Source organism: Nocardia sp. NPDC004123 (assembly GCF_053603795.1).
The window spans coordinates 117,238-129,912 of sequence record NZ_JBSGGG010000010.1; the positions used below are offsets into that span (position 1 = coordinate 117,238).

Annotated in this window: 12 protein-coding genes and 1 tRNA gene; 10 read left to right on the forward strand and 3 right to left on the reverse strand. The window is 68.4% G+C overall.

All coding sequences use genetic code 11. The features are described from left to right. Window positions 1-164: 164 nt before the first annotated feature. The 3 genes from ACWEQQ_RS16295 to ACWEQQ_RS16305 all read left to right on the forward strand — a co-directional run bounded on the left by ACWEQQ_RS16295 (window position 165) and on the right by ACWEQQ_RS16305 (window position 1,616). Window positions 165-998 (forward strand): alpha/beta fold hydrolase, encoded by an 834-nt coding sequence (locus ACWEQQ_RS16295; RefSeq protein ID WP_452338232.1) that lies wholly within the window; start codon window positions 165-167, stop codon window positions 996-998. 138 nt (window positions 999-1,136) lie between these two features. After that, window positions 1,137-1,379 (forward strand): MbtH family protein, encoded by a 243-nt coding sequence (locus ACWEQQ_RS16300; protein WP_019931522.1) that lies wholly within the window; start codon window positions 1,137-1,139, stop codon window positions 1,377-1,379. 165 nt (window positions 1,380-1,544) lie between these two features. Then, window positions 1,545-1,616: transfer RNA gene (locus ACWEQQ_RS16305), tRNA-Thr, on the forward strand. Window positions 1,617-1,786: 170 nt separating this feature from the next. On the opposite strand, the gene ACWEQQ_RS16310 is transcribed toward ACWEQQ_RS16305, so the two are convergent. Beyond that, window positions 1,787-2,743: an AraC family transcriptional regulator gene (locus ACWEQQ_RS16310; RefSeq protein WP_452348760.1), complete on the reverse strand. Its 957-nt coding sequence runs from the start codon at window positions 2,741-2,743 to the stop codon at window positions 1,787-1,789. Between the two features lie 449 nt (window positions 2,744-3,192). Here ACWEQQ_RS16310 and ACWEQQ_RS16315 point away from each other — a divergent pair, with 449 nt between their 5' ends. Both ACWEQQ_RS16315 and ACWEQQ_RS16320 read left to right on the forward strand, forming a co-directional pair. Continuing rightward, complete coding sequence (locus tag ACWEQQ_RS16315) at window positions 3,193-3,930, forward strand: response regulator transcription factor (protein WP_354831085.1); 738 nt, start codon at window positions 3,193-3,195, stop codon at window positions 3,928-3,930. A gap of 74 nt (window positions 3,931-4,004) precedes the next feature. Next, window positions 4,005-5,408, forward strand: coding sequence for a sensor histidine kinase (locus ACWEQQ_RS16320; protein WP_452338316.1), 1,404 nt, complete (start codon window positions 4,005-4,007; stop codon window positions 5,406-5,408). Window positions 5,409-5,445: 37 nt separating this feature from the next. Here ACWEQQ_RS16320 and ACWEQQ_RS16325 read toward each other — a convergent pair whose 3' ends face one another. Beyond that, window positions 5,446-5,871 (reverse strand): HIT family protein, encoded by a 426-nt coding sequence (locus tag ACWEQQ_RS16325; RefSeq protein WP_354831079.1) that lies wholly within the window; start codon window positions 5,869-5,871, stop codon window positions 5,446-5,448. A gap of 92 nt (window positions 5,872-5,963) precedes the next feature. On the opposite strand from ACWEQQ_RS16325, the gene purD reads away from it, so the two are divergent. Continuing rightward, the gene (purD, locus tag ACWEQQ_RS16330) at window positions 5,964-7,247 is read left to right on the forward strand and encodes a phosphoribosylamine--glycine ligase (RefSeq protein WP_452348761.1); all 1,284 of its coding nucleotides are present in this window, start codon (window positions 5,964-5,966) and stop codon (window positions 7,245-7,247) included. Window positions 7,248-7,433: 186 nt separating this feature from the next. Here purD and ACWEQQ_RS16335 read toward each other — a convergent pair whose 3' ends face one another. Next, window positions 7,434-8,531 carry a M23 family metallopeptidase gene (locus ACWEQQ_RS16335; protein WP_452338229.1) on the reverse strand — a complete coding sequence of 366 codons (1,098 nt, stop codon included), beginning with the start codon at window positions 8,529-8,531 and terminating at the stop codon, window positions 7,434-7,436. A gap of 71 nt (window positions 8,532-8,602) precedes the next feature. Here ACWEQQ_RS16335 and ACWEQQ_RS16340 point away from each other — a divergent pair, with 71 nt between their 5' ends. The 4 genes from ACWEQQ_RS16340 (at window position 8,603) to ACWEQQ_RS16355 (ending at window position 12,544) form a co-directional block, all read left to right on the forward strand. Beyond that, on the forward strand, window positions 8,603-9,760 hold the full coding sequence (locus ACWEQQ_RS16340) for a pyridoxal phosphate-dependent aminotransferase (RefSeq protein WP_452338228.1): 1,158 nt from the start codon (window positions 8,603-8,605) through the stop codon (window positions 9,758-9,760). A 69-nt stretch (window positions 9,761-9,829) separates the two neighbouring features. Continuing rightward, the gene (locus ACWEQQ_RS16345) at window positions 9,830-10,435 is read left to right on the forward strand and encodes a TetR/AcrR family transcriptional regulator (RefSeq protein WP_452338227.1); all 606 of its coding nucleotides are present in this window, start codon (window positions 9,830-9,832) and stop codon (window positions 10,433-10,435) included. A gap of 106 nt (window positions 10,436-10,541) precedes the next feature. After that, complete coding sequence (purB, locus tag ACWEQQ_RS16350; protein WP_452338226.1) at window positions 10,542-11,963, forward strand: adenylosuccinate lyase; 1,422 nt, start codon at window positions 10,542-10,544, stop codon at window positions 11,961-11,963. Window positions 11,964-12,109: 146 nt separating this feature from the next. Then, complete coding sequence (locus ACWEQQ_RS16355) at window positions 12,110-12,544, forward strand: HIT family protein (RefSeq protein WP_452348762.1); 435 nt, start codon at window positions 12,110-12,112, stop codon at window positions 12,542-12,544. Window positions 12,545-12,675 lie beyond the last annotated feature (131 nt).

Below are 12,675 nucleotides of genomic sequence, written 5' to 3' on the forward strand. Positions count from 1 at the left end.
ACCGTGCGCTGCGTACATTGCGAGCCCTAACCGCAATGGTCGTGCTCACGAGACCTGGCGACCAGACCGCACGGTCGGCGGCACCGGGCGAAACGTTCCGGGCCCCCATGCCTATACGGTCTACGGAACGTGCAAATCGGAAACGTGGCGAAGGGGTCGCAAGCATGCCGTTGGCGACGGTGAACGGAATCTCGCTGAACTACCAGGTCAAGGGAGACCGGTCCAAGGGCACCGACGTCAAGGGGTCCGCGCCGCTGGTCGTCATGATCATGGGCACCGGCAGCGGCGGCCGGGTATGGGAACTGCACCAGGTGCCTGCGCTGGTCGCCGCCGGATTCCGGGTCTGCACCTTCGACAACCGCGGCATCGCACCGTCCTTCGAATCGCCCACCGGGATCACCATCGAGGACCTGGTGCGCGACACCGCCGCCCTCATCGAATTCCTCGACGAGGGACCGGCCCTGGTGGTCGGTCAGTCCATGGGCGCGCGGGTCGCGCAGGAACTCGCGCTGGCCCGGCCCGACCTGGTCCGCAAGGCCATCTTCATGGCCGGACACGCCCGGCTCGACCAGTTCCAGAAGACGCTCTCGTTCGGCGAACACGAACTCGACGCCTCCGGCACCCGGCTGCCCGCCAAATACGAGGCCGCCATGACCGCCATCATGAACCTCTCGCCGGCCACCATGGCCGACCCGCACGCCGCTCGCGACTGGCTCGACCTGTTCGAATTCACCGGCGGCCCGGCCTCGCCCGGCGTGCGCGCCCAGCGGCGCATGGACCACGACTTCGACCGCACCGAGGCATACCGGGCCATCACCGTGCCCTGCCTGTCCATGGGCTTCGCGGACGATCGGATGATCCCGCCCTACCTTTCCCGCGAGGTCGCCGATATCATTCCGGGAGCCCGTTACCAGGAGGTTCCCGACGCCGGACACTTCGGCTATCTGGAACAACCGGAGGCCGTCAACAAGATCCTGCTCGAATTCTTCGCGGCCTGAACGAAGTGCAGGTAACCGCCCAGCGGTAACGCCTGCCTTGCTAGGGTCGAATCAACGTCGGGGGCTCGTTCCATCACTGCGGTGACTGGACGATCCGTCTACGTTCCCGTACACAGCGCCAGTATCCAGTGAGGTGAAATGAGCACCAATCCCTTCGATGACGAAGACGGCCGGTTCTTCGTCCTGGTCAACGATGAGGAACAGCACTCCCTGTGGCCCGCCTTCGCCGAGGTTCCGGCGGGTTGGCGAGTCGTTTTCGGCGAGGACAGCCGCGCCGCGTGCGTCGAGTACGTCGAGAAGAACTGGACGGATATGCGTCCGAAGAGCCTGCGTGACGCCATGGCGGCGGACGACGCGGCTCGTCAGGCGGCTCAGTCCTGACACCCTGCGGTTAGTCCGATACTGCGCGAACGGCTTCCGAACGCGGCCGGTCGATGCCACGAGCGTCGCCCGGCCGCGCTCCGGTCCTCCACGCAGCATCGTTCCGACTGGGACGCCGGCTTTTCCGCGCAGCCGGCCACCCCGGTTATGATGGCACCGCTTTCCGCCTCCTTAGCTCAGTGGTAGAGCACTCGCCTTGTAAGCGAAAGGTCGTCAGTTCAATCCTGACAGGGGGCTCAAAAAGGCTCTGACCTGCAAAATCGGGTCAGAGCCTGCTTCCTTTTGAGCGAGAGCAACTTGGATAGCGCGGGGCCGCATCTGCGGTGTGAGACCAATCACACTATCGATCTGGACCGCCGCGAGTTGCTGGTGCCCGGCGAGGGCGGCCATCGATCCATCTCGTCTGGCTAGACGCTTCGTTGCCGTAGCTGGCCAGGAGAAGCGTGGTATCTGTCCCGGCAGGCCTTGTTGAAGACCGACAGAGCCGAAAACCCGCTCTCGTAGGCGATATCGGCGATGGTTCGGCGTCGATTCCGTGGATCGGAGAGGCGTGCCACCGCCCGTTCGAGACGGGCGGTGAGCAGGTAGCTATGGGGAGTAGTGCCCGCCAGTCGCATGGCACGTTCGAGCTGGCGACGTGTGATGCCGAGATATTCGGCGACGGTTTCCACAGTGACCCGCGGATCATCGGAGTATCTGCGAATGTGCAGGCGCGCATCTCGGGATATCGCGGCCAGTTTCGTGTTCTCCGGGGCCCAGCGTTCGTCCAGAGCACCGGCCAGCAGCCCGGTCCAGTGCGTGCTGATCTTCAAGAATTGGGCCGCCGTCATCGTGTCGCCGTGGCGGTCGAGCTGTTCGGTGAGCGCAAGCACGGACCCGAGCAGCGGGTCGTGGGCGTCCAATGCCAGATGCGGCGGTCCACCGGGAGACAAGCGCAGTGTGCCGGCGGGAACGTTCAGAATCCAGCTCCGCACGTGGTCGGCGTGGGAGAGCACCATGCGCTGGCCCCAATCCACGACGCCCATCTGACCCGGCCGCAGCAGCACTCGTGTGCCGTGTTGCTCGATACCGAGGGTTCCGCTGCGCGGGATCAGCAATCGGGCGCTGCGGTCGCCGTCCGCCTCGACCTGGGCCGGCGTGCGTTCATAGGAAATCTCGGTGGATTCGAACTGCACATTCTGGAAGTCGCCCAACTGATAGTCCGCCAGGCGCTGAACCCGCAGCGCGCCATCGAAGTTCGGCCAATCGCTGAAGTCGATCCGCGCTCCGCCCTGATTGGTGGAAACCTGCTCGCGCCAGTACGCCGGTCGGTCGTCCTTCGGCACCTCGGATGTGGTGTCGCTTGACAATTCCAGCTCAGACACCTGCGTCCCTCTTCAGTGTTGTCGCAATCCCGGAAGAGGTTCGTCGCAAATCCGGTCGACCCGAATCTATACGCGCACTTAACCTTTGGCTAAATGAGTCGCTCGCCACGCTGCTCGACGAAATCGAACGCGAGCAGGGCTGACCCGTTGTCGATGTTGCTGATCTACGAAGGGGGTAGATCAGCAACATCTCTGCAAGGGCGCGGAGGTGACCTACACCGGCGACATCGCCACAGAACGATGTCTATGCGCATGTGGAGCCGCTGGACCTCGAGGGCATGAACAAACCGGGACCCGTCCTTGCGACCATCAATTCATTCCCCGTGACGGTCGATCCACGTTCCTGGTAGTTCCCCGACCGTCGGGTGTCCAGGTTGGTGTGTGCTCCTCGCAGGAAACTCCCAGGGAAGGGTCAGGTTCTTCGCGGGGGAAGCGCAGAATATGGCCTTATGACAGGTGTGCCCGTTCAGCCGCGCGAACCCGAGGCGAGGGTGCTCGTCGTTGACGACGAGCCCATGATCGTCGAGCTACTGTCGGTGAGCCTGCGGTATCAAGGGTTCGAGGTCGCGAGTGCCGCGAGCGGCACCGAGGGGCTGGACAAGGCCAAGACCTTCCGGCCGGATGCCCTGATCATCGATGTGATGATGCCCGGGATGGACGGGTTCGGGCTGCTGCGGCGGCTCCGGGCCGACGGGATCGACGCCCCGGTGCTGTTCCTGACCGCGCGTGACGACGTGGACGACAAGATCACCGGACTGACGCTCGGGGCCGACGACTACGTCACCAAGCCGTTCAGCCTCGAAGAGGTGGTCGCGCGGCTGCGGGTGATTCTGCGGCGGTCCGGGCGCTCGGCGCCGGAGACCAAGACGTCGCGGCTGCGGTTCGCCGATATCGAACTCGACGACGACACCCACGAGGTGTGGAAGGCGGGCGAACCGGTTGCCCTGTCGCCCACCGAGTTCACGCTGCTGCGGTACTTCCTGGTCAATGCCGGCACGGTGCTGAGCAAGCCGCGGATCCTGGACCACGTCTGGCGCTACGACTTCGGCGGCGAGGTCGGCGTGGTCGAAACCTATGTGTCCTACCTGCGCAAGAAGGTCGACACCGGACCGGATCGGCTCATCCACACCCTGCGCGGGGTCGGCTACGTCATGCGGGAGCCGCGCGGTAAGACGGCCAACGCGTGAACGCTGCCCCGCCGGTCGACGGCAAAGGCACGGCTCGCAGTCTCCGGGGCACGCTCGCCGACCGGCTTGCCGCGGTGCCGCTGCGCACCACCCTGGTGCTCGCGCTGGTGTCCCTGGTCGGATTCGGGCTGCTGGTCTCGGGTATCGCGGTCACCTCGCTGATGCGCAATGTGCTGGTCGAACGCATCGACCGGCAGCTCTACGACGCCGCTCACAGCTGGGCCGCGCCCGGCGCGCAACGTCCGGAACCGCTGCCCACCGTGCGCGGGCGGGAACGGCCGCCGCACCTGTACTGGGTGCAGGTGCAGGATGCGACGGGCCAGGTCACGCTGAGCCTGTCGGCGGGCGTGCAGCAGCCCGAGGTGCCCGCGGACCTGGGCAATCGGCCGGAGACCGTCGGCTCGGTGGGTGCGTCCACCGAGGAGTGGCGGGTGCTGCGGACCGTCAACGAGTACGGCACCAGCACCATCGCACTGCGCATGGACGAGACGAACTCGCTGCTGGACAAGCTGATCGTGCTGCAACTGGTGATCGGCGCGCTGGTACTGGCGGCGCTGGCGGCGGTGGCACGCATCGTGATCCGGCGCAGTCTGCGGCCGCTGCGGGAGGTCGAGCGCACCGCGGCCGCCATCGCGGGCGGTGACCTGCATCAGCGAGTTCCGGTGCGCGGCACCGACACCGAGGTCGACCACCTCTCACAGTCGCTGAACACCATGCTGACCCAGATCCAGCAGGCCTTCGCCGCCACCGAGGCCTCCGAGGAGGCGGCGCGGCGCTCCGAGGCCAAGATGCGGCGCTTCGTCGCCGACGCCAGCCACGAACTGCGCACCCCGCTCACCACCATCAAGGGTTTCTCCGAGCTGTACCGGCAGGGCGCGATCACCGATCCGGACATGCTGATGGACCGCATCGAACGCGAGTCCAAGCGGATGGGGCTGCTGGTCGAGGACCTGCTCATGCTGGCCCGGCTGGACGCGCAGCGACCGATCGAACGGCGGCCGATGGACCTGCTCATGATGGCCAGCGATGCCGTGCACAGTGCCCGCGCCCTGGCGGCGGCTCAGCACTCGGAGGGGCCCGAACGCAAGATCGACCTCGAAATCCGGCCCGGGCCCGGCACTCTGGAGATGCTCGGCGACGAGACGCGACTGCGGCAGGTGCTGGCCAATCTGATCAACAACGCGCTGGTGCACACCCCGCCCGAGGCGGAGGTGACGGTGCGGCTCACCCCGGCCGCCGACGAGGTGCTCATCGAGGTCGCCGACACCGGGCCGGGACTGGAGGCCGAGCAGGCCGAGCGGGTCTTCGAACGCTTCTATCGCACCGATGCGTCCCGCAGCCGGGACAGCGGCGGCACGGGACTGGGACTGTCGATCGTGCATGCGCTGGTCGACGCGCACGGCGGCAAGGTGTCGGTGACCAGCGAGCCGGGGGAGGGCACCACGTTCACCGTCCGGCTGCCGCGCGAACCGCGCTGAGGGGGGTGCCCGCGCGGGACGCGGGCACCCGGGTTCACTACGCGGGGACGTTCGCGCCGTAACCGAGGTCGCGCAGGGCCTGCTTGATCATGGCCTGCGCCTCGTCGAGGGATTCCTTGCTGGGTTCCGGGTCCGCCCCGCTGATGTCGAAGTCACCCAGGTGGAAGGCCGGGAAGACGTGCATGTGCAGGTGCGGCACCTCGAGGCCCGCGATGAGCAGGCCCGCCCGCGGGGCGTCCCAGGCGGCCCGCACGGCCTGGCCGATCTTCTGGGCGACCGCGGTCAGGCGCGCGAAGGTGCCCGGATCGACGTCCTGCCACTGGTCGATCTCCTTGCGCGGCACGACGAGCGTGTGCCCCTGCGTCACCGGGGCGATCGTGAGGAAGCCGACGAATTCGTCGTCCTCCCAGACGAACCGGCCCGGCAGCTGACCGTCGATGATTGCGGAGAAAACAGAAGCCATGCCCGGGACCTTACGCGGGCAAGGACACCCCCGCGCGAACGCACAACAGACCGCTACCGATTGCATCTGCCCAGCCCTTTAAGCTGTCTGCCGTGCGCGTACTCGTCATCGGTTCCGGAGCCCGTGAACATGCCCTCGTCCTGGCACTGCGCAAGGACCCGGCGGTGTCCGCCGTGTATGCGGCGCCCGGCAATGCCGGCATCGCCCAGCACGCCGAGGTGCGTGCGGTGGACGCCACCTCCGGGGCGGAGGTGACCGCGCTCGCCCAGGAGCTGGGCGTCGATCTGGTCGTGGTCGGACCCGAGGTGCCGCTGGTGCTCGGCGTGGCCGACGCGGTGCGGGCCGCCGGCATCCCGGCGTTCGGCCCGTCCGCCGCCGCCGCGCGGATCGAGGGCTCGAAGGCCTTCGCCAAGGACGTCATGAACGCGGCCGGGGTGCGCACCGCGCACAGCGAGATCGTCGATCATCCGGGCGAATTGGATGCGGCGCTGGATCGTTTCGGGCCGACCTGGGTGGTCAAGGACGACGGTCTGGCCGCCGGCAAGGGCGTCGTGGTGACCCCGGACCGGTCGGTGGCCCGCGAGCACGGCGCCGAACTGCTCGAGCAGGGCCACCCGGTGCTGCTGGAGTCGTTCCTCGACGGCCCCGAGGTGTCGCTGTTCTGCCTGGTAGACGGCGAGACCGTGGTGCCGCTGCTGCCCGCGCAGGACCACAAGCGGGTCGGCGACGGCGACACCGGGCCGAACACCGGCGGCATGGGCGCGTACACGCCGCTGCCGTGGCTGCCGGACCAGACCCTGCAGGCCATTGTCAATGATGTGGTGAAACCCGTTGCGGCCGAGATGGTCCGCCGCGGCGTGCCGTTCAGCGGCCTGCTGTACGCCGGTCTCGCCGTCGGGCAGGCCGGGCCGGCCGTCATCGAATTCAACTGCCGCTTCGGCGATCCCGAGACCCAGGCTGTGCTGGCCATGCTGGACAGCCCGCTGAGCGAGCTGCTGTACGCCACCGCGACCGGCACCCTGGACCAGGTGCCCGCGCCGCGCTGGAAGGACGGCGCCGCCGTCACCGTAGTGCTGGCCGCCGAGAACTACCCGGCCCGCCCGCGCAGCGGCGATGTCATCACCGGGGCCGAATCCACCGGCACCGGAACCGAATCCGAGGTGCTGCACGCCGGCACCGCGCAGCGTGAGGACGGCGTGCTGGTGTCCGCGGGCGGCCGCGTGCTCGCCATCGTCGGCCAGGGCGCGGATCTCGCCGAGGCCCGCAAGAACGCCTACGACCGGCTGGCCGGAATCAAGCTGCCGGGCGGCCACTTCCGCACCGATATCGCCTTGGCCGCCACCGAGGGTCGCATCACGGTCCCGGCCTCCGCCTGAAGTCCGACGACCCGAAGTCCGAATCCACGCCTGAACTTCGAATGCCAGCGCGACAACTGATTTCGTACCGATCGGGGTAACTCCCCGGGTACGTCCGAAATTGTTTCGGCCCTGAACCGCCGGCACGCGTCGCCAACGGTCAACGGCTCCCGAGCCGTGCGCTGAAGTTCCGGGAGGCGGGGGAGCTCAGCCGACGATGATGCCGTGCTGGGCCAGCCAGGGCTGCGGGTCCACGTGCTGGCCGTTGATGATGATCTCGAAGTGCAGGTGCGGTCCCGTCGAGTCGCCGCGGTTGCCGATGCGCGCGATCTGCAGGCCCGCCGGGACGCGCTCGCCGACCGACACCGAGAAGTCGTACATGTGCCCGTAGACGGAGATGGTGCCGTCGTCGTGGCGGATGCGCACCCACAGTCCGAAGCCCTGGGCCGGGCCCGCGTCGATGACGGTGCCCGCCGCCACCGCGTAGATCGGTGAGCCGAGCGGCGCGGCGATGTCGATGCCCGCGTGGAAGGTGCCCCAGCGCGCGCCGAATCCGGAGGTGAACACGCCCTTCGCGGGCAGCGCGAACCCGCCGGCGCCGGGAATCACGAAGCCGGGCGGCAGCGAACTGTCCGGTGACGGCGTCATCCACGGCTGCGGCTGCCCGGCGACGGCCGCCGCGGCCTCCGCCTTGGCCCGCTCCAGCGTGGCCGCCGCGGCCGCCGAGACCACCGCCTGCTCGCGCAGATGCTCACCGTTGTTGATGGCGTCCAGATACCGTTTCGACGTCTCCGGGGAGGCCTGCACCTGCAGCGGATACTGCACCGGAACCCGCAGCGCCACACCGGGACCCACCTCGGCGTCGGTGGGCAGCAGGCCCAGCGCGCCGTCCGCGCTCGCGAGCACCAGCACCGCGACCACACCGGCGATCAGCACCCGGTGCCGAATGCTCCACGCGCGCACCACCGGCCACTGCCGCCGCGCTTCGGCCCGGCCCCGCCGCACCAGCTCGACGGTCTCGGCCCACGAGCGCGGCCGCCGGGCCCACAGCTCGATCGCGCGTTCCCGCGCGATCGGCGCGTACAGCCGCAGCCAGGCGATCGCCTGCCCCGCGAGCCGGACCACCGACCGCCGGACCCGGTCCAGCGCCTCCTGACCCCGCGACGGCTCGTCCTGGAATGCCAGCTGCGACCGCACACCCGGCGTATAGCTGTCCGTCGCGCCGGCTGTCCGCGGTGGCGCGGATTCGGGTGGGTGCGGGTCGGCCTCCGGGGTGGTCCCGGTGGCTGCTGGTCCCCCCTGCACAGCCGCCTCCTCAGGCATTCGGGTGGCAGTTCCCGGACAGGCGGGGGAGTCGGTGCTCTACCGTCTGTCGAGTGCGTATCGAATCTCGCCGGTCGACCATTCCACCTTTTTACGTGATGGACGTCTGGAAAGCAGCAGCTGAACGGGCCCGGACACGCGGAGATGTACTGGTGCTGGCCGCGGGGCAGCCGTCCACGCCCGCTCCGGCGGCGGTTTTGCGCGCCACCAAGGCGGCCATGGATTCCGAATTGCTGGGCTATACCGAGACATTCGGGACCCTGGCGCTGCGGGAGGCCATCGCGGAGCATCACCGCAGCACCTACGGGGTGCGCGTGGACGCGGACGATGTCGTGGTGACCACCGGTTCCTCCGGCGCGTTCACCCTCATCTTCCTGGCGGCCTTCGATCCCGGCGACACCGTGGTGGTGGCCCGGCCGGGCTATCCGGCCTACCGGAACACGCTGACCGCGCTGGGCTGCGATGTGGTCGAACTGGACTGCGGGCCGGAGACCCGGTTCCAGCCGACCGTGGCCATGCTGGAGGCGCTGCCGGAGCCGCCCGCGGGCCTGATCGTGGCGAGCCCGGCCAATCCGACCGGGACCATGATCGCGCCGGCGGAGCTGGCAGCGCTGGCCCGCTGGTGCGACGAGCACGGGACGCTGCTCATCTCCGACGAGATCTACCACGGCATCGTCTACGCCGGCACCGAGCCGACCTCTTCGGCCTGGGAGACCTCTCGGGATTCGGTGGTCATCGGCTCGGTGTCCAAATACTTCTCCATGACCGGCTGGCGGCTGGGCTGGATGCTGGTGCCGGAATCGCTGCGCCCGGCGCTGCAGCGACTGGCGTCCAATATGACCGTGTGCCCTCCGGCTATTTCTCAGTTCGCGGCGGTGCACGCGTTCGGTGCGGAGGCCAAAGCCGAACTGGACGGTCATGTGCGGCGCTACGCGGCGAATCGCCAGCTGCTGCTGTCGGGGCTGCCCAAGCTCGGCATCACCGACCTCGCCCCTGCCGACGGTGCGTTCTACGCCTACGCGGATATCGCTCACCTGACCGATGATTCGATGCGCTGGTGCACCGAGGTGCTCGACGCCACCGGTGTGGCGCTGGCTCCCGGCATCGATTTCGACACCCGCAACGGCCATCACACGGTTCGCTTCTCGTTCGCCGGAGCCGGCGCCGACATCGAAGCGGCACTGGACCGGTTGGAACGGTATTTGGCCTGATCTGCCAAGGAGATTGAGCGCAGTGGGCAAAATGAACACAGCGCCGGTGATGACTGGCACGATTGCACCGTGACCACTGCGACGACTCCGAAAGGCGAACGGCGTCGCCAAGCGCTGGTTTGTGCCGCCGCCGAGCTCCTGCTCGAAGGTGGCTTCGAAGCGGTCCGGCACCGCTCGGTGGCAACCCGGGCGGATCTGCCGCTCGCGTCGACCACCTACTACTTCGAATCGCTCGAGGATCTGATCGCGCGCGCGGTCGAGTTCTCCGGCAATGCCGAACTGGAGGCCATGCGCCGCCGCGTCGGCGAGGTCACGCACCGCCGCCGCGGGGCGGAGGCCACCGTGGAATTGGTGCTGGACCTGTTGGTGGGTCCGGAGATTCAGGACCTGGACGCGCGGGGCCAGCTGATCGCCCGCTACGAGCGCTCGGTCGCGTCCGCCCGACACCCGGAACTACGAGAGGTCCAGCTGCGACTACGCAGCCAGCTGGACGAGCTGCTGACCGACGTGCTGCGCCGCTCGGACCGCGTGGTGCGCACCGAACAGACCCGCCGCCTGGTGGCGGTCGTCGATGGGGCGGTGGTGACCGCGCTCGGTGAATTCGACCCGCAGCCCCGGCGCATGGCGCGGGGCGCGCTGCTCGAGATCATCGACATCGTCGCCCCACCGGCATAACTCGGCCCGACTCCCGGGAACTCCCGGGAAGCTCCGCCGGAGCGAATTTCCGCCGCGGTGACGGCGGGGCAAACCGGTGGGAAACCCACCGGTAAACTGGGACAACGTGAGTCTTGTGCCGAACGTCCTTGCCACCCGCTACGCCAGCCCCGAGCTGGTTCATCTGTGGTCTCCCGAGAACAAGATCGTGCTCGAGCGGCGGTTGTGGCTGGAGGTGTTGCGGGCCCAGGCCGAGTTGGGGGTGGACGTTCCGGCGGGGGTCGTCGAGGACTACGAGCGGGTCATCGATCGGGTGGATCTGAAGTCGATCGCGGAACGCGAGCGGGTCACCCGGCACGACGTGAAAGCCCGGATCGAGGAGTTCAACGCGCTCGCGGGACACGAGCACGTGCACAAGGGCATGACCTCGCGGGATCTCACCGAGAACGTGGAGCAGCTGCAGATCCGGCTGTCGCTCGAGCACGTGTACGGCCACGGCGTGGCCATCGCGGCCCGGCTGGCGGAGCGGGCCGCCCAGTATCAGCCGCTGGTGATGGCGGGCCGCTCGCACAATGTGGCGGCGCAGGCCACCACCCTCGGCAAGCGATTCGCTTCCGCCGCAGACGAATTGCTCATCGCGCTGACCCGGCTGCGGGAGCTGATCGACCGATACCCGTTGCGCGGCATCAAGGGTCCGATGGGCACCGCGCAGGACATGCTGGACCTGCTCGGCGGCGACGCGGCCAAGCTGGCGCAGCTGGAGCAGAAGGTGGCCGGCCACCTGGGTTTCGCGAACGTGTTCACCAGCGTGGGCCAGATCTACCCGCGCTCGCTGGACCACGATGTGCTCTCCGCGCTGGTGCAGGTGGGCGCGGGCCCGTCCTCGTTCGCGCACACCATTCGCCTGATGGCGGGCCACGAGCTGGTCACCGAGGGCTTCCAGCCCGGTCAGGTGGGCTCCTCGGCCATGCCGCACAAGATGAACACCCGCTCGTGTGAGCGCGTCAACGGCCTGCAGGTGGTGCTGCGCGGCTACGGCTCGATGGCGGCCGAGCTGGCGGGCGCGCAGTGGAACGAGGGCGACGTGTTCTGCTCGGTGGTGCGCCGGGTCGCGCTGCCGGACGCCTTCTTCGCCATCGACGGCATGATGGAGACCTTCCTGACCGTGCTGGCCGAATTCGGCGCGTACCCGGCCGTGGTCGACCGCGAGCTCAATCGCTATCTGCCGTTCCTGGCCACCACCCGCATCCTGATGGCGGCGGTGCGCGCGGGCGTGGGCCGCGAGACCGCCCACGAGGTCATCAAGGAGCACGCGGTGGCGGTGGCGCTGGCCATGCGTGAGCAGGGCCGCGAACCCGATCTGCTGGACCGCCTGGCCGCCGACGACCGCATGCCGCTGGACCGGGCCGCCCTGGACGCGGCCCTGGCCGACCGTTCCGCCTTCATCGGCGCGGCCGAGGCGCAGACCGCCGATGTGATCGCCCAGGTCCAGAAGCTGGTCGACGCGAATCCGCAGGCCGCCCGCTACACGCCGTCGCCGATCCTCTAGGGATACAACGACTCTCGAATCTCGCCCCCGGCTCCGGAACGGAGCCGGGGGCGAACGGGTTGTAGGCGAAGGATTGCGGGGTCGCTCGCCCGGCCACTGGGTCGAGTCGGGCGGGTGCGGGGTAGGGGGCTCTAGGCTCTGCGGGCATGAACCCTTACACGATCTTCTCCGACATCGTTGCCGGGCGGGCACCGTCGTCCAAGGTGTACGAGGACGAGGATTGCCTGGCGTTCATGGATATTCGGCCGGTGACGCCCGGGCATGTGCTGGTGATTCCGAAGACGCCCGCCCGGAGCCTGGCGGAGCTGGATCCGGCGTTGGGCGGCAAGCTGTTTCAGGTGGGGCAGCGCATCGCGGCGGGCCTGCGGGAGTCCGAGGTGCACTGTGACGGAGTGAATTTCTTCCTGGCCGACGGGATCACGGCGGGGCAGGAGGTGTTCCACGTGCATCTGCACGTGATTCCCCGCACTCCGGGCGACGGATTCGGGCTGCGGGCCCGGCCGACCAGTCCGGCGCGCGCGGACCTGGATTACCTGGCGGGATCCATCAAGGGCGCATTGTCCAGAATTGCCGCCGACTGATAGCCGACCAGCATTACCATATCCGGACCGCGTGGTTAGCCAACGACACGCCATAACCCCATTCCCACGCGTCGCAATGGCCACTCGAGTTACGTTTGATGGTGATTGTGGTGGGCTGATGAAGGTGGGGA